Origin of the sequence: Streptomyces sp. NPDC048196, assembly GCF_040652715.1 — a bacterium.
Taxonomy (GTDB): Bacteria; Actinomycetota; Actinomycetes; order Streptomycetales; family Streptomycetaceae; genus Streptomyces; species Streptomyces siderophoricus.
The window spans coordinates 1-23,234 of the sequence record NZ_JBEZMM010000061.1; the positions used below are offsets into that span (position 1 = coordinate 1).

General features: G+C 72.7%; 18 protein-coding genes. 6 read left to right on the forward strand and 12 right to left on the reverse strand.

Annotated features, from left to right (window positions below):
• Positions 1 to 171 precede the first annotated feature (171 nt).
• Positions 172 to 1,923, reverse strand: a complete 1,752-nt coding sequence (locus tag AB0E02_RS34470) for a TIGR03767 family metallophosphoesterase (protein ID WP_362147109.1) — start codon at positions 1,921 to 1,923, stop codon at positions 172 to 174.
• Between the two features lie 505 nt (positions 1,924 to 2,428).
• Between AB0E02_RS34470 and AB0E02_RS34475 the strand changes: the two genes are divergently transcribed.
• Positions 2,429 to 3,460: an aspartate-semialdehyde dehydrogenase gene (locus AB0E02_RS34475; protein WP_362147111.1), complete on the forward strand. Its 1,032-nt coding sequence runs from the start codon at positions 2,429 to 2,431 to the stop codon at positions 3,458 to 3,460.
• 97 nt (positions 3,461 to 3,557) lie between these two features.
• Here AB0E02_RS34475 and AB0E02_RS34480 read toward each other — a convergent pair whose 3' ends face one another.
• From AB0E02_RS34480 to AB0E02_RS34490, 3 genes are all read right to left on the reverse strand, one after another.
• Positions 3,558 to 4,079 carry a DUF1203 domain-containing protein gene (locus tag AB0E02_RS34480; protein ID WP_362147114.1) on the reverse strand — a complete coding sequence of 174 codons (522 nt, stop codon included), beginning with the start codon at positions 4,077 to 4,079 and terminating at the stop codon, positions 3,558 to 3,560.
• A 107-nt stretch (positions 4,080 to 4,186) separates the two neighbouring features.
• Positions 4,187 to 4,315, reverse strand: coding sequence for a hypothetical protein (locus AB0E02_RS34485; protein WP_362147117.1), 129 nt, complete (start codon positions 4,313 to 4,315; stop codon positions 4,187 to 4,189).
• Positions 4,302 to 4,520, reverse strand: a complete 219-nt coding sequence (locus AB0E02_RS34490; protein WP_362147119.1) for an antitoxin — start codon at positions 4,518 to 4,520, stop codon at positions 4,302 to 4,304. Before AB0E02_RS34490 ends, AB0E02_RS34485 begins: the two co-directional genes overlap by 14 nt.
• Positions 4,521 to 4,659: 139 nt before the next feature.
• Between AB0E02_RS34490 and pepN the strand changes: the two genes are divergently transcribed.
• Positions 4,660 to 7,236, forward strand: a complete 2,577-nt coding sequence (gene pepN, locus AB0E02_RS34495) for an aminopeptidase N (protein WP_362147122.1) — start codon at positions 4,660 to 4,662, stop codon at positions 7,234 to 7,236.
• A gap of 173 nt (positions 7,237 to 7,409) precedes the next feature.
• Here the strand turns inward: pepN and alc are convergent, their stop codons facing one another.
• The 7 genes from alc to AB0E02_RS34530 form a co-directional block, all read right to left on the reverse strand.
• Positions 7,410 to 8,555 carry an allantoicase gene (gene alc, locus AB0E02_RS34500; protein WP_362147124.1) on the reverse strand — a complete coding sequence of 382 codons (1,146 nt, stop codon included), beginning with the start codon at positions 8,553 to 8,555 and terminating at the stop codon, positions 7,410 to 7,412.
• 89 nt (positions 8,556 to 8,644) lie between these two features.
• Complete coding sequence (locus AB0E02_RS34505) at positions 8,645 to 9,658, reverse strand: LysR family transcriptional regulator (RefSeq protein WP_362147127.1); 1,014 nt, start codon at positions 9,656 to 9,658, stop codon at positions 8,645 to 8,647.
• Positions 9,659 to 9,675: 17 nt separating this feature from the next.
• A complete protein-coding gene (locus AB0E02_RS34510) occupies positions 9,676 to 10,587 on the reverse strand; it encodes a DMT family transporter (RefSeq protein ID WP_362147180.1) in 912 nt (303 codons plus the stop codon).
• Positions 10,588 to 10,743: 156 nt separating this feature from the next.
• Positions 10,744 to 11,718, reverse strand: a complete 975-nt coding sequence (locus AB0E02_RS34515; protein WP_362147130.1) for an acyl-ACP desaturase — start codon at positions 11,716 to 11,718, stop codon at positions 10,744 to 10,746.
• A 258-nt stretch (positions 11,719 to 11,976) separates the two neighbouring features.
• Positions 11,977 to 12,222: a hypothetical protein gene (locus AB0E02_RS34520; protein WP_362147133.1), complete on the reverse strand. Its 246-nt coding sequence runs from the start codon at positions 12,220 to 12,222 to the stop codon at positions 11,977 to 11,979.
• Positions 12,223 to 12,370: 148 nt separating this feature from the next.
• On the reverse strand, positions 12,371 to 14,476 hold the full coding sequence (malQ, locus tag AB0E02_RS34525; RefSeq protein ID WP_362147135.1) for a 4-alpha-glucanotransferase: 2,106 nt from the start codon (positions 14,474 to 14,476) through the stop codon (positions 12,371 to 12,373).
• 6 nt (positions 14,477 to 14,482) lie between these two features.
• Complete coding sequence (locus AB0E02_RS34530; protein ID WP_030415544.1) at positions 14,483 to 14,752, reverse strand: hypothetical protein; 270 nt, start codon at positions 14,750 to 14,752, stop codon at positions 14,483 to 14,485.
• 492 nt (positions 14,753 to 15,244) lie between these two features.
• Between AB0E02_RS34530 and AB0E02_RS34535 the strand changes: the two genes are divergently transcribed.
• The gene (locus AB0E02_RS34535) at positions 15,245 to 18,205 is read left to right on the forward strand and encodes a beta-N-acetylglucosaminidase domain-containing protein (protein WP_362147139.1); all 2,961 of its coding nucleotides are present in this window, start codon (positions 15,245 to 15,247) and stop codon (positions 18,203 to 18,205) included.
• 191 nt (positions 18,206 to 18,396) lie between these two features.
• On the opposite strand, the gene AB0E02_RS34540 is transcribed toward AB0E02_RS34535, so the two are convergent.
• Positions 18,397 to 18,933: an HNH endonuclease gene (locus tag AB0E02_RS34540; protein ID WP_018538909.1), complete on the reverse strand. Its 537-nt coding sequence runs from the start codon at positions 18,931 to 18,933 to the stop codon at positions 18,397 to 18,399.
• A 288-nt stretch (positions 18,934 to 19,221) separates the two neighbouring features.
• Here AB0E02_RS34540 and AB0E02_RS34545 point away from each other — a divergent pair, with 288 nt between their 5' ends.
• The 3 genes from AB0E02_RS34545 (at position 19,222) to AB0E02_RS34555 (ending at position 23,193) form a co-directional block, all read left to right on the forward strand.
• Positions 19,222 to 20,310 carry a mechanosensitive ion channel family protein gene (locus AB0E02_RS34545; RefSeq protein WP_362147142.1) on the forward strand — a complete coding sequence of 363 codons (1,089 nt, stop codon included), beginning with the start codon at positions 19,222 to 19,224 and terminating at the stop codon, positions 20,308 to 20,310.
• Positions 20,311 to 20,639: 329 nt separating this feature from the next.
• Positions 20,640 to 21,779, forward strand: a complete 1,140-nt coding sequence (locus AB0E02_RS34550; protein ID WP_362147183.1) for an ROK family transcriptional regulator — start codon at positions 20,640 to 20,642, stop codon at positions 21,777 to 21,779.
• Between the two features lie 73 nt (positions 21,780 to 21,852).
• Positions 21,853 to 23,193, forward strand: a complete 1,341-nt coding sequence (locus AB0E02_RS34555; protein WP_362147145.1) for an ABC transporter substrate-binding protein — start codon at positions 21,853 to 21,855, stop codon at positions 23,191 to 23,193.
• The last annotated feature ends 41 nt before the right edge of the window (positions 23,194 to 23,234 follow it).

Below are 23,234 nucleotides of genomic sequence, written 5' to 3' on the forward strand. Positions count from 1 at the left end.
CCTCCACACCTACAACCACCACCGCAGCCACACCGCACTCGGCGGCAAGCCACCCATCAGCCGCGTGAACAACGCTCCAGGTCAATACACCTAGGTGCCCCGGCCCCGCCCCCTCAGGGCCCGCCGTCCCCCGGCCCCGACCGGCCATCCCGCCCCGGCCGGCCCCGCCCCTCACCTCCGCTTCAGCAGCAGCTCGACATTGCGGTCGCGGGCCGTGCCTGCCAGGTCCGTGCGGGCTTCCGGGGCGTTGAAGGACAGTTCGCGGTAGAGGGCGGCCAGGCCGGTCTGGGAGAGGTCGGTGAAGTCCGTGCGGTGCGGGGCGGCCGACTCGACGAGGGTGGCGATCAGCGACAGCGTGCCGTCGTGGTTGTCGACCAGCTCGATGACCCGGGCCAGCTGCGGGAAGTCGATGTGCGAGGCGGTGGAGACCTCCCAGAAGGTGCCGTGCGCGACGATCTCGTTCTTGTGGCTGTGGCCGTTGATCCAGCCGACGACCCGGGGGTGCGCGGCCAGCAGCTCGACCAGTTCGGCGCCGCCGTGCCGCTTCTCGTGCGGGTGGGCCGGGTCGGGCCGGGTGTTGGTCATGGTCTTGCCGGTGTGGTGGCTGAAGACCAGGACGTGCGCCTTCTCGCCCCGGTCGTTCGCCTTCAGGGTCCGCTCCAGCCAGCGCAGTTGGGTCTCGCCGATCGAGCCGGTGTAGTGGCCGCCCGGGTCCGTGGTGTCCAGGCTGATGCCCAGTACGTCGTCGGAGACCCGGAAGGTGTAGTAGAGGCGGTTCTCCTCCAGGGCCGCGGCGGTGTAGCCGTGGCCGTGCGGGCCGTGGCCGGTGTGCGCCGGGTCGAGGTGGGCGCGGAGGTACTCGGCACGGGTGAAGGGGGCGCGGCGCTCGTCGGGGGTGACCGTCCTGGCCTGCTTCGCGTGCGCCTTCAGCAGCCGCTTGAAGTCCGCGCCCTTGGGGTCGAGGCCGTCCTTGACGGCCTTCCAGACCTTGGCGGCCTCGGCGGCGGGCAGCGTCTCCAGTTTGCGGTGCCCGGTGGCGATCTCCGTCCAGAACGGGTCGCCGGGGGCGTAGCAGCCGCCGGGCAGCGAGTCGTGGTTGCCGACCGTGGAGTACCACGGCAGCCGCAGCCCGGGGCTGTGGACGGTGCGGATCGCCGCGTCGAGGAAGCCGTGCAGGCGCGGGAAGCCGAGCTTCTTGTCGGCGTCGTGCAGCGGGCTGTCCGGCTGCCAGTAGAGGGTGAGCCCGCTGTCCTGGACGCCTTCGTAGCGGCGCGGGTCGCCGGAGTTGGGGGTGATCCGGCCGCCGCTCATCGCGGTGAGGAACCACTCCAGTTCCAGCTTGGAGTTGTTGTCGGTGTTGTCGCCGGTGGTCATCACGAACGCCAGCGGCGCGCCGGTGGCCGGCCCGCCCGGCAGGGCGTTGACCCGCTCGATCAGCGAGACGACCCCGGCCACGGACAGCGCCTCCTGCGGCCGCCAGGCGCTGGCCGTCTGGGCGCGCAGGTACTCGTAGCGCAGCGGGTTCTGGACGTCGACCAGGTGGAGGTCGGTGAGCTGTACGAACGACGCCAGGGCGGTCCGGCGCCGCTCGCGTCCGCCGTGGGCGCCGGCCAGCTCGGTGCGGACCACCCGGCCCCAGCCGGGCCCGTCGGCCAGCCGCCGGTACCCTCCCCTCCCGCGCGGGGTGGCCACGCCGCCGAGGGTGGTGCCCTTGGTGTACGGGACGCGCGGGACGGCCGGGGCCTCCACGGCGATCGGTGCGGCCGGGGCCGGCCCCGGGGTGACGGTGGTGGCGGCCTGGGCGGCCCGGTCGGGGCCGATGCCGAGGGTGAGGCCGAGTCCGGTCGCGGCGCCGGCGGCTCCGGTGGCGGCGAGGAACGTGCGGCGGTCGATACTGGCGGTGGCGGACCGGATGCGGGACATGCGCGGGCTCCCCGGGTGCGAACGCGAAGGCGGCCGGGACCGGTGACCGGCGGGGTGGGACTCCCCGCGGCCCTCCGGCGGCACAACTGCCCTGTCACCAGGGATGGTTGGCAGCGGGAATGACCTGCGCGTGAACGCCACCGCAACGCCGGGAACGCATCACCGCACAGGGATCTGCCGGTCACGGAACCGCCACGGGCCCCTGTCCGGGGGTGCGACCGCCGGCCACCGCGCGTTCACCGCGCGGGGTATCACCGTCCGGCGCCGCCACGCAGCGCAGGTGATCGTCACCGTGCGTGAGCACCGGACCCGCCCCGCGTGCCGCACGCTGGGTAGTCGCATACGCACCGCGCGGTGCGTATGCGTTCCGTCACGCTCCCCGTCCCTCCACCGCCACAGAATGGAATGGATTGGACAAGGCGACGGGTGTCACACACATGATGGAGGCACTACTGAGCAGGTGTTCCGAACAGACACCTAAGTCAGGTCAGAAAGAAGGAGTCCCATGAGGGTCGGAATCGTCGGAGCCACCGGACAGGTCGGCGGCGTGATGCGGGGCATTCTCGCCGAGCGGAACTTCCCGGTCGAGCAGCTGCGGCTGTTCGCTTCGGCCCGGTCCGCCGGACGGACGCTGCCGTGGCAGGACACCGAGATCACGATCGAGGACGCGGCGACCGCCGACTACTCGGGGCTGGACATCGTCCTCTTCTCGGCCGGCGGTGCGACGTCCAAGGCGCTGGCGGAGAAGGTCGCCGCCGCCGGTCCCGTGGTGATCGACAACTCCTCGGCCTGGCGTCGTGACCCCGAGGTGCCGCTGGTCGTCTCCGAGGTCAACCCGCAGGCGATCACCGACCGCCCCAAGGGCATCATCGCCAACCCGAACTGCACGACGATGGCCGCCATGCCCGTGCTGCGCCCGCTGCACGACGAGGCCGGCCTGGTCTCGCTGGTCGTCGCGACGTACCAGGCGGTGTCCGGCAGCGGCCTGGCGGGTGTGGAGGAGCTGGACGGGCAGGTCCGCAAGGTCATCGACCAGGACGCCACCAAGCTCACCCACGACGGCTCGGCGGTGGAGTTCCCCGAGCCGGACAAGTACGTCCGTCCGATCGCCTTCAACGTGCTGCCGATGGCCGGCTCGATCGTCGACGACGGTCTGGGCGAGACCGACGAGGAGCAGAAGCTCCGCAACGAGAGCCGCAAGATCCTGGAGATCCCGGACCTGAAGGTGTCCGGCACCTGCGTCCGCGTCCCGGTCTTCACCGGCCATTCGCTGCAGATCAACGCCCGTTTCGCGCGGCCGCTCAGCCCGGCCCGGGCGCAGGAGCTGCTGGCCGGCGCCCCCGGTGTGACCCTCTCCGAGGTCCCCACCCCGCTCCAGGCCGCCGGACAGGACGCGTCCTTCGTGGGCCGGATCCGCGCCGACGAGACCGTCGAGAACGGCCTGGCGCTGTTCGTCTCCAACGACAACCTCCGCAAGGGCGCGGCGCTGAACGCCGTGCAGATCGCGGAGCTGGTCGCCGCGGAGCTGCGCGGCTGACCCGCCTGCTCGCGGGCCGGGGCCCGTACGGAGTTCTCACCCTCCGTACGGGCCCCGGCCCGTTGCGTTGCCCGGGTCGCTTCGCCCCCGGGGCGGGTCAGCCGCGCCGCACCTCGAACTGGAAGCACCCGTACTCCACGGCCCGGACGTGCACCAGCGCCACTTCCGGGTCGGCGAACGCCTCGGCCAGGGCGGCGTCGAAGCCCGCCGTGGCGTCCTCGGGGATCTCGAAGAGCCGCCCGCCGACGATCCGCCCGGCCTGGTCGTAGCGGCGCAGGGTGCGCAGGGCGCCGGGCCGGTCGAAGGGGTACCGGTCCGCGCCGGGGTCCGGGCCCTGGCACTCCTCCGCGTGCAGAAACACCGGCCCCTGCTCGTCGTACGCCCCGGGCCGGGCCCCGGTCTCCGCGGCCCACCGCCGCAACGGCGCGTACGACACCAGCGCCACCCGCTCCCCGGCCCGGATCCCGCGCAGACAGCACCGCAGCGGACTGCCGACACAGTCCACGGGGACGCCGTCCTCCCGGGCGGTGTACGGCTCGACGGCCCGCCCGGCGTCATCGGTCACGCGGAGTTCCTTCAGCGCGGCGGGCGGGACGGGCAGCAGGGTGTAGGTCGTCATGCGTCCACGGTCCCCCGCCGCATGCGCCCGGCACTGGCGGGTATCGGACGACGTGGTCCGCGGCGGCCGGAGCGGACGTGGTGCGGAGCGGACGCGGTCCGCCGCGGTCAGAGCGCCAGATGCCGCCGGAGCGCGACGTCGATCTCCGCCATGCGCCGGCGGGGCACCGAGCCGATGTGGCGGAGCAGCCGGGCCACGGGCTCGTGGTCGACCAGGTAGATGTCACCACGCCTCATCGGAGATGCCGTCCCCCGCAAACCGATCCCAGAACGCGGCGTCCTCGCTCGCCTCCCATTCGGCGAATGCGGCGTCATAGTCGGCCGCCAGCCAGGAGGCGCGAAGCAGCTCGATGGCGGCGTGTAGCGCGGCCGACCGGGACCCCGCCTCCGTCCGGGCGGCGTACTCGTCGACGAAGGCGACGTCCTCCGGCGGAAGACTCACACTGACCTCCCCACCCTCGACGCTACCGAGCGTAGCCACACCCTCGCCACCCCGATGCATACCCATCCGGCACCTCAGCCCCACGTGGAAGGATGGCCGAAGAGTCCGATGCGTTGATCAATGCGAAGGAGATGAACGGGTGCCTGGCACGAATCTGACCCGCGACGAGGCGCAGCAGCGGGCGCAGCTGCTGAGTGTGGACGGGTACGAGATCGATCTCGATCTCTCCGGCGCGCAGGAGGGTGGTACGTACCGGTCCACGACCACGGTGCGGTTCGACGTCGCCCGGGCGGGCGCGGACTCGTTCATCGATCTGGTGGCGCCGACCGTGCACAAGGTGGCGCTCAACGGCGAGCTGCTGGACCCGGCCTCGGTGTTCGAGGACTCGCGGATCGTGCTGCCGGGGCTGCGGGCCGGCCGCAACGAGCTGACCGTGGTCGCGGACTGCGCCTACACCAACACGGGCGAGGGCCTGCACCGGTTCGTCGACCCGGTGGACCAGCAGGCGTACCTGTACACGCAGTTCGAGGTGCCGGACGCCCGGCGGGTGTTCGCCTCGTTCGAGCAACCGGACCTGAAGGCCACGTTCCAGTTCACCGTGAAGGCCCCGGAGGGCTGGACGGTGATCTCGAACTCGCCGACGCCGGAACCGGCCGACAACATCTGGCGGTTCGAGCCGACGCCGCGGATCTCGACGTACGTCACCGCGCTGATCGTGGGCCCGTACCACAGCGTGCACAGCACGTACCAGAAGGACGGGCGGACCGTGCCGCTGGGCATCTACTGCCGTCCGTCGCTGGCCGAGCACCTCGACGCGGACGCGATCTTCGAGGTCACCCGGCAGGGCTTCGACTGGTTCCAGGAGAAGTTCGACTACGCGTACCCGTTCGCGAAGTACGACCAGCTCTTCGTGCCGGAGTTCAACGCCGGCGCGATGGAGAACGCGGGCGCGGTGACCATCCGCGACCAGTACGTCTTCCGCTCGAAGGTGACCGACGCGGCCTACGAGGTGCGCGCCGAGACGATTCTGCACGAGCTGGCGCACATGTGGTTCGGCGACCTGGTCACCATGGAGTGGTGGAACGACCTGTGGCTGAACGAGTCGTTCGCCACCTACACGTCGATCGCCTGCCAGGCGTACGCACCGGGCTCGAAGTGGCCGCACTCGTGGACCACGTTCGCCAACTCCATGAAGACCTGGGCGTACCGGCAGGACCAGCTGCCGTCCACCCACCCGATCATGGCCGAGATCCGTGATCTGGACGACGTGCTGGTGAACTTCGACGGGATCACGTACGCGAAGGGCGCCTCGGTCCTGAAGCAGCTGGTCGCGTACGTCGGGATGGAGGAGTTCTTCAAGGGCGTACAGGCCTACTTCAAGCGGCACGCCTACGGCAACACCCGGCTGAGCGATCTGCTGGGCGCGCTGGAGGAGACCTCCGGCCGGGACCTCGCGACCTGGTCGAAGAAGTGGCTGGAGACCGCGGGGATCAACATCCTGCGGCCGGAGATCGAGGTGGGCGCGGACGGCGTGATCACCTCGTTCGCGGTCCGCCAGGAGGCCCCGGCGCTGCCGACCGGCGCCAAGGGCGAGCCGGTGCTCCGGCCGCACCGGATCGCGATCGGCGCCTACGAGCTGGACGGCTCCGGCAAGCTGGTCCGCACCGAGCGGATCGAGCTGGACGTGGACGGCGAACTGACCGCCGTCCCGCAGCTGGTGGGCAAGCGGCGCCCGGCCGTGGTCCTGCTCAACGACGACGACCTGTCGTACGCGAAGGTGCGGCTCGACGAGGAGTCGCTGAAGGTGGTCACCGAGCACCTCGGGGACTTCACCGAGTCGCTGCCGCGGGCGCTGTCGTGGGCGTCGGCGTGGGACATGACGCGGGACGGCGAACTGGCCACCCGTGACTATCTGTCGCTGGTCCTGTCGGGCGTCGGCAAGGAGTCCGACATCGGCGTGGTGCAGTCGCTGCACCGCCAGGTGAAGCTGGCGCTGGACCTGTACGCGGCGCCGGAGTGGCGCGAGACGGGTCTGGCGGCCTGGACCGAGGCGGCGCTCGCTCACCTGCGGGCGGCCGAGCCGGGCAGCGACCACCAGCTGGCGTGGGCCCGGGCGTTCGCCGCGGCGGCGCGCACGGACGAGCAGCTCGCCCTGTTGCAGGGTCTGCTGGACGGTAGCGAGGAGGTCCCCGGGCTGGCCGTGGACACCGAGCTGCGCTGGTCGCTGCTGCACCGGCTGGCGGCGACCGGCCGGGCGGACGAGAAGGCGATCGCGGCGGAGCTGGAGCGGGACCGGACGTCGGCGGGCGAGCGGTACGCCGCTTCGGCGCGCGCGGCGCGGCCGACGGCGGAGGCGAAGGCCGAGGCCTGGGCGTCGGTCGTGGAGTCGGACAAGCTGCCCAACGCCGTGCAGGAGGCCGTCATCGGCGGCTTCGTGCAGACTGACCAGCGGGAGCTGCTGGCGCCGTACACCATGAAGTACTTCGCCGCGGTGAAGGAGATCTGGGAGGCCCGCAGCCACGAGATGGCCCAGCAGATCGCGGTCGGCCTCTACCCGTCGCTGCACGTCTCGCAGGAGACGCTGGACGCCACGGACGCCTGGCTGGACGCGGCCGAGCCGAGCCCGGCGCTGCGCCGGCTGGTCACCGAGTCCCGGGCCGGGATCGAGCGGGCGCTGAAGGCCCAGGCGGCGGACGCGGCGGCCGGCGCGGCGTAACCGGCCGGAGCCACCAACCGATGCCTCCAACTCCCCCTAGTGTGCGGGAGTTGGAGGCACAGCGGTGGGAACGCCCGGTGGACGGCGCCCGTTTGCGCTGCCGTCCGCCGGGCGGGCCGTGGCCACCGGGCCCGTTCCCCTCCTGCGGGCCCGGTGGGCGGAAGAGGTGCGGCTCAGCCGTTGAGCGCGTCGAAGCGGCGGCCGAGCTCGGCGCGGCCGGCCTCGGTGAGGCTGCCGTGCACGCGCATGCGGGCGAGGCCGCCGTCGGGGAAGACGTCCAGGCGGATGTGGGTGGCCGTCACCGTCTGCGGCAGCTTGAAGCGGTGCGGGGTGTCCGGCTGGAGCTTGGTCTTCGGCAGGATCTCGAACCAGGAGGACTCGTCGGCCGGGTCGCCGTCGCAGCCCGACAGGGCGGCCCAGCCCGCGGAGTTGCCCTTGAGGTACGCGGTGTCGATCTCCACCGCGCGTATCTCGCCCTGTGCGGCGAGGCGGAAGCGCACCCAGTCGTTGGTGCCCTTGACCCGGCGGCGGCGGTTCTCCCAGCCGTCGTCCATCTTGCGGGACAGGTCGGGCTGGATGATCTGGGTGGGCGAGGAGTAGAAGCGGTCCGAGGCGTCCTCGACGGTGCCGCCGTGCATCACGGAGGCCAGATCGAGCGTGCCGAGCACGTCCAGCCACTCCGGGTCCGGTACGACCTCGCCGTGGACCCGGAGGCGGGCTATGCCGCCGTCGGGGTGCTGCTTGAGGCGGAGGTGGGTGAAGCGGCGCTCGACGCCGACCTCGAAGCCGTTGGCGGCGTGCCCGCGGACGGGGGTGCGCGGGACGAGCTCCTCCCACTTCACGTCGGGGGCGAGCAGGTCCTCGGGGCCGGGGCTGCCGGGGAGCGAGGTGGCCTCGACGGTGACCTGCTGGGGGTAGTTGCCGCGGAAGTGGGCGGTGTCGACGATGATGCCGCGGATCACGCCGGGGGCGGCGAGGCGGATCAGCGCCCAGTCGTGCTCGTCGTCGGTCGGGAAGGGGTGGTCGCCGTCGGCTCCGCGCCGGCGCCGGGTCTCCCAGCCGTCCATGATCTTGCCCTTGTGGCCGAAGTGCTCGGGGTCGAAGACCGCCGGGGTGGATTTCAGCAGGTTCTCGCGCTCGGCGAAGAACTCGTCGTTCGCGGCGATCACGCCGGCGCCGAAGCGGCGGTCGGCGAGGTCGACGAGCGAGGTGAAGGCGAAGTCGCCGCCGCGGTAGTCGGCGTACGGGTCGCCGCCGGCGTACGGCTGGGCGTCGTTGGCGTGCGGATCAGTGGAGTGGGCGGCCGGGGTGGCGGTCATCATTGCCCTTCGTGGTCGTCAAGGTGCGGACCACTCCACGGTCGCAGCGGCCACTCCACAGGTCCATCGAAAGTTTTTGAGGAATATATTCAGCTCGGCTGAATGGTCTGGGTGTGCCATCCGGAACCATGGCCGCCCGCCTCGCCCGGTGCCTGGTCGACCGCCGCCTGGCGCAGCGCGGCCAGCACCCGGGCCAGCCCCGGCGCCCCTTCGGAGCCGCGCCGGACGGCGGCGACGACATGGCGGCGCGGCTGGTCCCCGGAGAGCACCCGCAGCGCGACCCCGGGGCCGGGCCCGCCCCCTTCCCGTTCACCGGGGCCGCCCCGCTCCAGGGCGCCAATGCCGCCCGCCATCGCCATCCGGGGCACCAGCGCGACCCCCATCCCTGCCGCGACCATCGCCCAGATCGCGTTCCAGTCGGCCGCGGCGTGCGCCCGCTCGGGCACGAATCCGGCGTTCTCGCAGGCGGTGGTGGTGATCTGGGACCAGGGCCCGCTGCTGCCGAAGATCCACGGCTCGCCCGCCAGGTCGGCGAGGCGCAGCCCGGGCTCGCCGGCCAGCGGATGCCCGGCCGGCAGCGCCACGTCCAGCGGGTCGGCGAGCAGCGCGACCCGGCTGAACTTGGGATCGCGCGGGGTGGGCGCGTGCGCCGCCAGTGAGAGCGCCAGGTCGACGCTGCCCTCCGCCAGCAGCTCGTACGCGGCCTCGGCCTCCGCCTCCCGTACGACGACCGACAGTCCCGGATGCGTACGGCGCAGCTCCTGGACGGCGGGGACCACCAGCGCGGGGATGGCGGTGGAGAAGGCCCCGACCCGCACCTGTCCGGCGTCGCCCTGGAGGTAGCCGAGCAACTCCGCGTCGGCGCGCTCCAGTTGGGCGAAGACCGCTTCGGCGTGCCGCAGCACCAGCTGGGCGGCGCCGGTCAGCCGCACCCGTCGGCCGTGCGCCTCCAGGAGCGTCACTCCGAGCGCCTTGGCCAGCCCGGTCAGCTGCTGGGAGACCGCCGAGGGCGTCATGTGCAGCGCCTCGGCGGTCGCGGTGACCGTGCCCTGCTCCTGGAGGGTCCGCAGGATCCGCAGCTTCTTGATGTCCCAGTCGGCCATGCCGGCAGCGTACGCAGTCAGCGGCGGCCGCCGGCACCGAGCGCGACGCCCGCGACGATCAGGACCATGCAGAGCAGTTGCACGGGCGTCACGGCCTCACTCAGAACGGCGAACGACAGCAGCGCGACGCAGACCGGCTGGAGGTAGTAGACGACCCCGGCCCGCGCGGCGCCTATCAGGGCGATGGCCTTGTTCCAGGTGAAGTAGGCGACGGCGGACGAGAAGACGCCTATGTAGAGCAGCGGTCCGACGGTCTGCGCGGTGGGTGCGAAGCCGCCCTCCGCGGCGAGGCTGACGCCGTACGCGGGCAGCAGCATCGCGGCGCCGAGCGCGAACGTCATGAAGAGGAACGACATCCCGCCGATCCCCTCGGCGCGGCGGCGCAGCAGGACGCTGTAGCCGGCGAAGGTGGCCGTCGCGGCGAGCATCCACAGGTCGCCGCCGGCGAAGTCGAGACCGAGGACGGCGGCCGGCGAGCCCTTGCCGACCAGCGTCACCACGCCGGCCAGCGCGAGGGCCATCCCGGCGGCCCGCCGCCCGCCGAGCCGTTCCCCGCCGCGGGCGAACAGGGCGATCAGCACCGGCGAGGCGGCCGCGATCATGGCCATGTTGGTGGCCGAGGTGGAGCGTCCCGCTTGGTAGATGAGGGTGTTGAAGAGGGTGACTCCGAGCAGCGCGGCCAGCGTGAGGAAGCCGAGGTGGCGGCGGATGACCGGCCACTCGCGGCGGACCCGGCCGGCGGCGAACGGCGCGACCGCGAGCAGCGCGATGACCCACCGCCAGAAGGCGGTCTGGACGGGCGGGACGGTGTCGTGCAGGGCGCGGGCGATGACGAAGTTGCCGGACCAGACGACGGTCGCCGTCAGGGCGAGCGCCAGCCCGGCTCCCTGCGCGGACAGCGGCGTGCGACGGTCGCGGACCCGTTCCAGAACTGCCACGGTTTCCTCTCCTCGGGGGTGGTGGATCTCCACCGTGACAGCCCCAGAACCATCAGGTCCATCGAATATTTCCCAGCACTCCTTGCAGAAAATCTGAAAGGTTTGCCTCGCCCAGGGCCCCGGCCCTCGTCCCTCGACCGGCTCGCCTCAGCGGCGGGCCTCGCGGCGGGCGCGGATGGCCGCCTGCCGCTCCTCGAACTTGCGGGCCTGGCCGTCGAGGCCGTCCATGAAGAGCCCCAGCTCCTCCTGGGCCGCCAGACCGGCCGGCCCCAGGCCGCCGATCTCCAGCACCTTCAGGAAGCGCAGGACGGGCTGCAGCACGTCGTCGTGGTGGATCCGGAGGTTGTAGATCCCGCCGAGGGCCATCCGGGCGGCGGCCCGCTCGAAGCCGGGGATGCCGTGGCCGGGCATCCGGAAGCCGGTGACCACGTCCCGTACCGCGCACATGGTCTGGTCGGGGGCCATCTCGAAGGCCGCCCCGAGCAGGTTGCGGTAGAAGAGCATGTGCAGGTTCTCGTCGGCGGCGATCCGGGCCAGCATCCGGTCGCAGACCGGGTCACCGGAGTGGTGGCCGGTGTTGCGGTGCGAGATCCGGGTGGCCAGCTCCTGGAAGGCGACGTAGGCCACCGAGTGCAGCATGCTGTGCGAGTTGTCGGCCTCGAAGCCCTCCGACATGTGGGCCATGCGGAACCGCTCCAGCTCGTCCGGGTCGACGGCCCGGCTGGTGAGCAGGTAGTCGCGCATCACGATGCCGTGCCGGCCCTCCTCGGCGGTCCAGCGGTGCACCCAGGTGCCCCAGGCGCCGTCGCGCCCGAAGAGGGTGGCGATCTCGTGGTGGTAGCTGGGGAGGTTGTCCTCGGTGAGGAGGTTGACCACCAGGGCGGTCCGGCCGATGTCGCTGACCTTGGACTGCTCGGGCGCCCATGCCTCGCCGTCCTCCAGCACACCGGGGAAGTTCCGGCCGTCGCTCCAGGGGACGTACTGGTGGGGCATCCACTCCTTGGCGACCTTCAGGTGCCGGTTGAGCTCCTTCTCGACGACCTCTTCGAGTGCGTAGAGAAGCTTGGCGTCGCTCCACGCGGCCTGGCCGAGCTCTCCGTTGTGGGCGGGGGCAATGGTCACGGGGAACTCCTGGGGACGATGAGCTACGGGACCGTAGGTTGAACCTACGGCTGCGTAGGTTACGTCATCGTAGGTGTGCTCCGGTTAAGTGATCCGTTCGCGCAAATCGGCCGAAAATTGCGCGATAGCCGCCTCGCAACCCGTTTTTCACCTGCGGAAATAGCCGGGTACGACAAAGGGCGCCACTCGGTTGTTGTCACCGAGCGGCGCCCTGGAAGGTCGCCGGGGCCCGTGCGGGCCCGGGGGTACGGCCGGGGCTCAGCCCTGGGACTTCGTCTTGCGGGACTTGTCGGTCAGCATGACCAGTCCGGCGATGACGAGGAAGATCACGATGGGGGCAGCGACATAAAGGCCGAGCGTCTGGGCGACGTTCAGACCGGGACCCGGGTCGTCACCATCGTCGCGGGTGAGCGCAAACGCGGGGGACGACATCAGCAGCATCAGCGCGGTGCCGGCAGTGACGGTTCCGGCGCGCAGGGCATTCTTCTTGACCTTGTTGCTCACGAACATCAACGTATCGGACGCCCCGCCGCCCCGCGCGCCCGGGGTGGGCATCGGCAACGCAGCGGCTCCCCCGGCCCCGGCTGCGGCGCCGGGTGACGGCGGCGACGGCAACGGCAACGGCAACGGCAACGGCCCGGCGGCAACCCGGCTACCGCTTGCCGTCGGCCAGTTCGCGCATCAAGGCGTGCAGCCGTGGGGAGGCGGCCAGCTCCTCCAGGGTCTGCGGCCGTCCGTCCGGACCGGCCACCGGCAGCCGCCAGTTCGGGTATTCCTCCCAGGTGCCCGGGAGGTTCTGCGGGCGCCGGTCCCCCACCGCGTCCGGCAGCCAGACCCCGACCAGCTGCGCCGGGGTGCGCAGCAGGAAGCGGTGCACGGCCTTGACGACCGCCTCCTCGTCGCCGGTGCCCTCGGGCAGCAGGCCGCGGCGGGTCAGCTCCCCGAACCAGGCGGCGAGCTCGCACTTCGCGCGGGACCGTTCGCGCTCCGGGGGCCCGGCGAGCAGGCCGAGCCGTTCGCGCAGGGCGAGGTCGTCGCCGGTCAGCCGGGCCGCGGTGCTGGGCAGGTCGTGGGTGGTGACGGTGGCGAGGCAGTCGCCGCGCCACTCGTCGGGGGCCAGGATGCGGGCCTCGCCGCCGGTCGCCGGGTCCACACCGGCGTAGTCCCGCTCGAACCACAGGACCGAGGTGCCGAGGACGCCCCGCTCGGCGAGCGCCTCGCGCACGCCCGGTTCGACGGTGCCCAGGTCCTCGCCGATCACCGCGGCGCCGGCCCGGTGCGCCTCCAGGGCCAGTACCGAGAGCATCGCCTCCCCGTCGTAGCGCACGTAGGCGCCCTCGGTCGGCGGCCGGCCCTCGGGGACCCACCACAGCCGGAACAGTCCCATGACGTGGTCGATGCGCAGGGCGCCGGCGTGCCGCAGCAGTCCGCGCAGCAGCTCGCGGTAGGGGGCGTAGCCGGTGGCGGCCAGCGCGTCCGGGCGCCACGGCGGCAGGCCCCAGTCCTGCCCGCGGGCGTTGAAGGCGTCCGGCGGCGCCCCGATGGACATCCCGGCGGCGAACGCGTCCTGCTGGGCCCAGGTGTCGGCGCCGGAGGGGTGCACGCCGACGGCGAGGTCGTGCACCAGCCCGACGGGCATCCCGGCCTCCTCGGCGGCCCGTTGGGCGGCGGCGAGCTGCTGGTCGGTGAACCAGGCGAGCCGGCAGTGGAAGTCGATCCGGTCCATCAGCCGCGGCCGCAGCCGGGCGGTGTCGGCGGACCGGGGGTCGCGCAGCCCGGCCGGCCAGGTCCGCCAGTCGGGGCCGTGCCGCTCGGCGAGCGCGTACCAGGTGGCGTGGTCCTCCAGCGCCCGGCCCTGCTCGGCGAGGAAGTCGCAGTACGCGGCCCGCCGGCCCGGTGAGAGCGGGAGGGCACAGAGCAGCTCCAGGGCCTCGCGCTTGAGCTCCCAGACCGCGTCCCGGTCGATCAGCGCGCCCCGTTCCAGTACGCCGTCGCGCAGTGCGTGGGCCCGCGCGGCCAGCTCGTCGGCGCGTAACCGGGCGGCGCCGGTCAGCTGGGCGTACTCCGGGATCTGCTCGATCCGCAGGTGGACCGGGTCGGGGAAGCGGCGCGAGGAGGGGCGGTAGGGCGAGGGGTCGGTGGGTGGGCCGGGGACGGCCGCGTGCAGCGGGTTGAGCTGGACGAATCCGCTGCCCAGGGCGCGGCCGGACCAGGCGGCGAGATCGGCGAGGTCGCCGAGGTCGCCCATGCCCCAGGAGTGCCGGGACAGCAGGGAGTACAGCTGCACCAGGAAACCGTGACTACGGGCGGGTGGTGCGGGCACCCGATCGGGAGCGACGATCAGCCGGGCGCGGGCGGCGCGGCCGTCGGGCGCCTCGGCGTGCAGGGTGTGCAGGCCCAGCGGCAGCCGGGCGAGCGCCGGTCCGGCGCCCTCGTGCGGCCCGCCGTGGGGCTGGTGCGGTACGTCGTGGAACTGCCCGTCCTCGGCCTCCACCCGCAGGGCGGTGCCTTCGGGGAGGCCGGTGAGGTCGGGCGGCCGGCCCGGGCGGGCGACGACGGAAGGGGGGAGCAGGGCGCGGCCCGCGGTGTCCTCGTACGCGGCGAGTGCGGCGCGTACGGCGTGCGGGGTCGAGGCGTCGACCCCCAGTGCGGCGAGCACGGCGACGACGGTGTCGTCGGTGATCTGGACGCTTCTGCCCGGTGCCGGTTCGTACGACGTGGCGACGCCGTGCAACCGGGCGAGCCGCGCGCGGCCCATGGGTCGTCAGACCTCCATGGACTCCGTCCCCAGGCCGGCGGCTGTCGGCTCGCTGGTCAGCGGCAGCTCGGCGGCGATCGGGACCTCGCTGGTCAGGGGCGCGGCGTCGGCGAGCGGCGGCTCGCTGGTGAGGGGCGGCTCGGCGAAGCTGTAGGAGCCGGAGCCGTCGAGGCCGGAATCGGGGTCGGAGACCCCGGCGAACAGATCGCGCTCCACGGTCGCACCTCCCGGTTTGGAGGACAGGGCGTCGAGGAGCAGCTGAGCGGATGCGGCCACGAGGGCCTCCCGTTCATCGGTAGTGGGACACGTGGGCCCTACCCAGTCGGCACGATCGCAGACGCAATCTCCCACGAAACGTGACTCACGTCACAGTATGCCGTACGCAGGCGATTTCCCCGCGCACGCCGCCGCGGTGCGCGAAGAACGCGGTGCGAGCGGGCCCGGCGCAGGAAGTTCTGCGGACCGGCGACCCTTGCGGATCCGTCCCGCGGCAGCCGCCGTGACCGGCCCGGAGCCGCCCGTCCCAGGCCCCCGCCATCGCCCGGTTGACACCCTCACCGCCACAATGGTGGGCTCACGGCCGAAGGTCTGTCCGAACGGACCTCGGCGGGGGAGACCAGCGGATTGTTCAGGGGACATACGGGGGGCCGGCGCGAGCCGGCGAGCAGCGGACGCGGACGAGGAGCAGCCGTGCGAGGCCGGGGCGTGTGGGGCGTCGGAAGAATCGGTAGGAACGGCAGGGGGAGCGGCGCGGGCACCCGGGCACGGGTGGCGGGGACCACCGCACTGGCCGCCGCCGTCATCGGGGGCCTGCTCGGCGGGGTGCCCAGCGCCCAGGCGGCGCCGGCCGACCCGGCCGTCGGCAGTCCCGACCAGCCGGACCGGCCGGCCGGGGCGGGGCAGCTGCCCGCCGTCTGGCCGCGCCCGCAGTCGCTGCGCGAGCTCGGCGACCCGGTCCCGCTCGGCGACGCGGCCGTGGTGGTCGCCGCCCCCGGCACCGACCCCTACGCACTGGACGTGGTGCGCGGTCTGCTGCGGGACGCCGGGGTGCGCACGGTGCACCAGGTCGCGCCCGGTGAGCGGCTGCCCGCGGCCGGGCCGGTGATCCGGATCGGCGGCGCCCAGGCCGAGGACGCCCTGCGGGCCCTGCGCGCACCGGCCCGCGGCGACCTACCCGCCGGCGGCTACCGCCTCGCCGTGGGCCAGGTCGACGGCCGCGACACGGTGGCGCTGGACGGCGTCGCCCCGGACGGCCTCTTCCACGCCGCGCAGACCCTCCGGCAGCTCGTCACGGACGGTACGGGCGGCCACCGGCAGCTGGCGTCCGTGGTCGTGCGGGACTGGCCCGGCACGGCCGTGCGCGGCACCACGGAGGGCTTCTTCGGGCAGCCGTGGAGCCAGGCGCAGCGCCTGGCCCAGCTGGACTTCATGGGCCGCACCAAACAGAACCGCTATCTGTACGCGCCCGGCGACGACCCGTACCGCCAGGCGCGCTGGCGCGACCCGTACCCGGCGGAGGAGCGCGCCGCGTTCCGGACGCTGGCCGAGCGGGCCCGCGCCAACCACGTCACGCTCGGCTGGGCCCTCGCCCCCGGGCAGGCGCTGTGCTTCTCCTCACAGGAGGACCTGCGGGCGCTGCGCCGCAAGGTGGACGCGATGTGGGCACTGGGCGTGCGTTCCTTCCAGCTCCAGTTCCAGGACGTCGCCTACGACGAATGGCACTGCGGCGCCGACGAGGACGCCTTCGGCACCGGGCCGGGGGCCGCCGCCCGGGCCCAGGCCAAGGTCGCGAACGCGCTCGCCGACCACCTCCACGAACGGCACCCGGACGCCGCGCCGCTGTCGCTGATGCCGACGGAGTACTACCAGAACGGCTCGACGGCGTACCGCGACGCGCTCGCCGAGGCGCTCGGCGGCCGGGTCGAGGTGGCCTGGACCGGCGTCGGCGTGGTCCCGCGGACCATCACCGGCGGGGAGCTGGTGACCGCCCGCCAGGCGTTCGGCCACCCCCTGGTGACCATGGACAACTACCCGGTCAACGACTACGCCCAGGACCGGATCTTCCTCGGCCCGTACCGGGGCCGCGAACCGGCCGTGGCCACCGGGTCGGCGGCGCTGCTCGCCAACGCGATGGAACAGCCGCTGGCGTCCCGCATCCCGCTGTTCACCGCCGCCGACTACGCCTGGAACCCGCGCGCCTACCAGCCGGCGGAATCCTGGGACGCGGCCATCGACGACCTGGCGGGCGGCGCCCCGCGGGGCCGGGCGGCGCTGCGCGCCCTGGCCGGGAACGCCGCGTCCTCGCTGCTGAACACGAGCGAGTCCGGCTATCTGCGGCCGCTGATCGACCGCTTCTGGGAGACCCGCGAGACCGCGGTCAACACCGGCCGGCCGGGCGACGACGCGGACTACGCCAAGGCGGCGAAGGCGCTGCGGGCGGCCTTCCACACCATGAGCACCGCACCCGACGACCTCCGTTCCGACCTGGCCGCCGAAGTCCGGCCCTGGGCCGCACAGTTGGCCCGCTACGGACAGGCCGGCGAGCAGGCCGTGGACACGCTCCTGGCGCAGGCCCGGGACGACGGGGACGCCGCCTGGTCGGCACAGCGGGAGGTGCAGCGACTGCGCAAGGAGATCGCGCACAGCCCGGCGACCGTCGGCAAGGGGGTGCTCGCCCCGTTCCTGGACCGGGCGATGACCGAGGCCGACGCCTGGACCGGCGCCCGGCGCGACACCCCGCGCCCCGATGAGGGCGCCGACCCGACCGCGCTGACCGTGCCGTTCGGCCGGGTCCGCCCGCTGGCCGCGGTCACCGCACTGACCGAGCCCGGCCCGGCCGCGGGCGCCGTCTCCCTGGAGGCCCATGTCCCCGGCGAGGGCTGGCGCCGCCTCGGCCGGCTCTCCGCGACCGGCTGGACGGAGTCCGCCACGCCCCGGCTGCGGGCCGACGGGGTCCGGCTGACCTGGGCGAACGGCGCCGAGGCACCGTCCGTGCACGCCCTGACCCCGTGGTTCGCGGACACTCCGGCAGCCGGTCTGGAACTGTCCCGTACGGAATCGGACGCGCAGACCGGCGGCAGTGCCCGGGTGGACGCCCGGATCTTCTCCCGGCGCCCCGGCGACGTCCGCGGCAGGCTGACGGTCAAGGCTCCCAAGGGCTTCACCGTGCACGCGCCCAAGGAGGTCACCGCGCCGCGCGGCGGCACCACGACGGTCCCGCTCACCGTCGACGTCCCCGAGGGCACGCCCTCCGGCACGTACCGGATCCCGGTGGAGTTCGACGGCGCCGAGCAGACCCTGACCGTACGGGCCTATCCGCGCACCGGCGGGAAGGACCTGGCGCGCGGCACGGTCGCCACGTCCTCCGGCGACGAGACCCCCGACTTCCCGGCGTCCGCGGCCACCGACGGCAATCCCGGGACCCGCTGGTCCTCCCCCGCCGAGGACGGCGCCTGGCTGCAGTTCGCGCTGGCCCACCCGACGCGCCTGGGCCGGCTCGTCCTCCACTGGCAGGACGCCTACGCCGCCCGCTACCGCATCCAGGTCTCACCGGACGGCCGCAGCTGGCGTACGGCCGCGACCGTACGGGACGGCAAGGGCGGCCGGGAGTCGATCAGGATGGACGCGAAGGATGCCCGCTTCGTCCGCATCCAGGGCGACAAGCGGGCGACCCGGTTCGGGTACTCGCTGTGGTCGGTGGAGGCTTACGCGGTCGAAGACCGCAGATGACTGTCGAAGACCGCACATAGCTGTCGAAGACCGCACGTAACTGCCGAAGCCCGCAGACCGCACATAGCTGCCGAAGACCGTAGATGACTGCCGAAGCCCGCGGGTGACGGCCGAGGCCCGCGGCCGGCTGCTCGTCGTGTCCGGGCGGACGGAACCAGGTTCCTCCCGCCCGGACACGACAAAGGCCCGGTCTATGCCGACACGGCATCGATCCGGGCCAAGGCGTCGTCCGCGCCGTACGGCTGCAAATACGGCAGCCAGCGCGGATCACGATGCCCCGTGCCGATGATCCGCCACGCCAGCCCTGACGGCGGGGCGGGCTGATGGCGCAGCCGCCAGCCGATCTCGGCGACATGGCGGTCCGCCTTGACGTGGTTGCAGCGCCGGCAGGCGGCGACGACGTTCTCCCAGGTGTGCTGACCTCCGCGGCTGCGCGGGATGACGTGGTCGACGCTGGTTGCGACGCCACCGCAGTACATACATCGCCCGCCGTCACGCGCGAAGAGCGCCCGGCGGGTCAGTGGCACGGGGCCACGAAAGGGCACCCGCACGAACCGCTTCAGGCGGACCACACTGGGGGCCGGAACAACACGGGTCGCGCTGTGCATCAGGGCGCCGGACTCCTCAAGGCTGACTGCCTTCTCATTGAGGACGAGGATGAGCGCGCGGCGGAGCGGTACGACGCCGAGCGGCTCGTACGACGCATTGAGGACCAGGACATGCGGCACGGGTGCCTCCTTGTACGCCGGCGGCGCGTGGCTCGCGCCGGGACGATCTCTCCACAGTGTCCCCCGGTGCCTGGTCGGAGCGCCACCATGACCGGGTAACGGCCCTGAGGTGTTTTCCACCACACCCCCGCCGGTCCCGTCGGATACGGCTCATTACGGCCTTCCGCGGACGTGACCGGTCGAACACGGGCGCGGGCCACCCAGGTTGCCCCGTTAGTGTGGTTGGCCAGCCCGGTCGCCGGCACCCACACCGGCCCGGGTCTGCTGTCCCATACGGAAGGTTCGACTGTGTTCTGGTCCGCTTCGACGGTTGCCGCCGCGCATCTGCGCGCCGCCCCCGCCGGCTCCACCGGCTCGTCCTCGCTCGACGACGCCACGGAGAAGGCCACCAACGCCGCCGGCTGGGTTCAGGAGAACTGGGGGACGTGGCTCACGTCCGGCCTGCAGATCCTGCTCATCATCGTGATCGCGGTCGTGCTGCGGCATGTGATACGCCGCACGATCACCAAGCTCATCGAGCGGATGAACCGCACCGCGGCCGCCGCCCAGGGCACCGCGCTGGGCGGGCTGCTGGTCAACGCCGAGCGCCGCCGGCAGCGGTCCGAGGCGATCGGCTCGGTGCTGCGCAGCGTCGCCTCCTTCGTGATCATGGGCACGGCCGCGCTGACGGTCCTGTCGGTCCTGAAGATCAACCTGGCGCCGCTGCTCGCGAGCGCGGGTGTGGCGGGCGTCGCGATCGGTTTCGGTGCCCGCAACCTCGTCACGGACTTCCTCTCCGGCGTCTTCATGATCCTGGAGGACCAGTACGGCGTCGGCGACGAGATCGACGCGGGGGTGGCCACCGGTACGGTCATCGAGGTCGGCCTGCGGGTCACCAAGCTGCGCGGCCCGAACGGCGCGATCTGGTACATCCGCAACGGCGAGGTGAAGCGGATCGGCAACCTCAGCCAGGGCTGGTCCACCGCCGCCGTGGACGTCGTCCTCGCCGCCGACCAGGACCTCCAGCGGGCCCGCGACACGATCACCGCGGCCGGTGCGGAGATGTCGAAGTCCGAGCCGTGGAACGAGCAGCTGTGGGAGCCGGTGGAGGTGCTCGGCCTCAGCGAGGTGCACCTCGACACGGTCACCCTCTCGGTCGCCGCCAGGACCATGCCGGGCAAGGCCGCGGGCGTGGAGCGCGAACTGCGCTGGCGCATCAAGCGGGCCCTGGACGCCGCCGGCGTCCACCTCGCCCCGCGTCCGGCCCCCGACGAGGAGGAAGAGCTCCCCGCCGCCGACGCCGCCGCCACCATCGCCGCCCCCTCGGCGCTCAACAACCCCACGTCGCCGCAGGCGCAGGCCGTGGAGCCGCTGACGGCGGCGCCGAAGTCGGTGTAGCAGGCCGCCACTCGCCGTACAGGAAAGGGAGGGGCGTGCCGCCGTTGCGCGGTGCGCCCCTCCCTTCCGTGTACGCCGGCCCCGTTCCGCGTGCGCCGCCCGCTGCCCGCGCGCCCTCCGGTGACGACCTGTGCGCCGGCTGCGTTCGGCCAACTCACCCCGCCGCACCCATTGACGCCGCCCGGTGCGCCGCCTACCTTCCTGTTCATCGATTGGAAGGTTTCCTAACAGATAGGGTGGCCGGGCCGGCCACCGTGAACGGGGTGACGGTCTTGGCCGGTGGGCAGCAGACGCAGGGAACGCCCGGAACGCCGCGGGTGTTGCGCGCCATGAACGACCGGGCGGCGCTCGACCTGCTGGTGTCGCAGGGCCCGCTGACCCGTACCCAGATCGGCGAGCTGACCGGGCTGTCGAAGCCCACCGCCTCCCAGCTGCTGGCCCGGCTGGAGGCGGCCGGACTGGTGCGCACGACCGGCAATGTGACCGGCCGACCGGGGCCCAGCGCCCAGCTGTACGAGGTCGATCCGGCGGCCGCGCAGGTCGCGGCGCTGGCCGTGGACCAGCTGGGGATCACCGCCGCGGTCGCCGACATCACCGGGCAGGTGCTCGGCGAGGAGCGGGTCGGCACCGACGCCGTCGGCGCGGACGTACCCAACCGCACGGCACGGCTCGTCGCCAAGGCCGTCGACGGGGCGCTGGCCAAGGCCGGACTGGACCGCGAGCAGCTGCACGGGACGGTGATCGGCACGCCCGGCGCCCTGGACCCGCAGACCGGCCGGCTGCGCTACGCCCCCCACCTGCCGGACTGGCACTCGCGCGCGCTGAAGGAAGAGCTCGCCGAGGTGCTGGGCACGCCGATCACCATCGAGAACGATGTGAACCTGGCCGCGGTCGCCGAGCAACACGACGGCGTGGCACAGGACTTCGACGACTTCGTGCTGGTGTGGGCCGACGAGGGCGTGGGCGCCGCCATCGTGCTCGGCGGCCGGCTGCTGCGGGGCGCCACCGGAGGCGCGGGCGAGATCGGCTACATGCCGCTGCCGGGCGCACCGCTGTCCCGGGGCGGCGACCGCAGCGCCGCACGGCCGGACGCCGGCGGCGGCTTCCAGCGGCTGGTCGGCTCCCCCAGCGTCATCGAGCTGGCCCATACGTACGGGGCGCCCGAAGTCCGCACCGTCGCCGAGGCGCTGGCCCGGGACGACGTACGGCAGGAGGTCGCGCGGCGGCTCGCCACCGGTCTGGCGGCCGTGGTGGCGGTGGTCGACCCGCGGCTGGTGGTGCTCTCCGGGGAGGTCCCGCAGGCCGGCGGGGAGGCGCTGCGCGCCCTGGTCGAGGACGAATTCGACGGACTCGCGCTGCCCCGCCCGGAATTGCGGCTCAGCGACATCGACGGCAATCCGATTCTCATCGGCGCGCTGCGCACGGCACTCGCACAGGCCCGCGATGCGGTGTTCGACACGACGGGCTGACCCGCCCGGCCGGGCCATTCCCCAGGAAGTCTCCGCCGCAAAGGAAGTCCTCTCGCCGTAAAGGAAGTCCGCCATGCCGCTTTCCCGTCTGCGCAACCGGCTTTCCGTGGCGCTGGCCGGTGCCGGGCTGCTCCTTTCCGGCTGCGCCCACCCGAGCATCGGCAGTGACCGCGACGACCCGACCAAACCGGTCACCCTCACCTTCTGGCACGGCTGGTCGACACCGGGCGAAATGAAGGCCATCAACGATTCGGTCGCCCGGTTCGAGGAACGGCACCGCAACATCACGGTGAAGGTCGTCCCGAACGTCACCGACGAAACGATGAACCAGGCCCTGCGGGCCGGCGGGGACGACGCACCGGACGTGGCCTCCTCCTTCACCACCAACAACGTCGGGCAGTACTGCTCGTCGGGAATGTGGGCGGACCTCGACCCGTTCCTGCAGAAAACCGGAGTGGTGAAGGAGAAGGTCTTCCCGAAAACCCTGCTGGATTACACGAGTTACCGCGGAGAGCAGTGCGCACTGCCGCTGCTCGCCGATTCCTACGGGCTCTACTACAACAAGGACGCCTTCAAGGAAGCGGGCCTCACCCGGCCCCCGCGGACCATGTCCGAACTGAAACGGGACGCCGTCGCACTCACCCGGCGCACCAAGGACGGCTCCTACCGGCGGGTGGGAATCATGCCCGACTTCCGCCTCTACCAGAACAGTCCGGACCGGCTGTTCGCCCAGTGGGAACCCCGCTATTTCGACGCCCACGGGAAGTCCCGGCTGGCGAAGGACCCGGCCACCCGGCAGTTCCTCACCTTCCAGCGGGACCTCATCGAGGCCCAGGGCGGCTACCGGCCGCTGGAGAAATTCCGCACCACCTTCGGCGACGAGATGTCCTCGCAGAACGCCTTCCACACGCAGAAGGTGGCCATGCACATGGACGGGGAATGGCGCGGACTGATGCTGCGGCAGGCCAAGGTCCCGTTCGGCTGGGACACCGCGCCGATGCCGGTGCCCGACAACCAGGCCGACACCTACGGCAAGGGATATCTGACCGGCACCGTGATCGGTATCGCCCACAGCAGCACCCACCAGAACGCCGCCTGGGAACTGGTGAAATTCCTGACCACCGACACCGATCAGGTGGTCCGGTTCGCCAACGCCATCCACAACGTGCCGTCCACGAAAGCGGCCCTGACATCCCCGGAGCTGGACGCCGACCCGACGTTCCGCACCTTCCTCCGCATCGCGCGGAACCCGCACAGCGTCGCCCTTCCGCCGTCCGCCAACGGCGGGCAGTACGTCACCGCCCTGCAGGACTTCAGTTACGACGTCGAGGCCGGAAAGGTCCCCGATCTCGGCAAGGGCCTGCGCGCACTCGACGCCCAGATCGACGCCGACACCCTCCAGTCCGAGAACTGACGGCCGGCACCCTCCGGTCCGCGCAATGACGGCCGGGAACG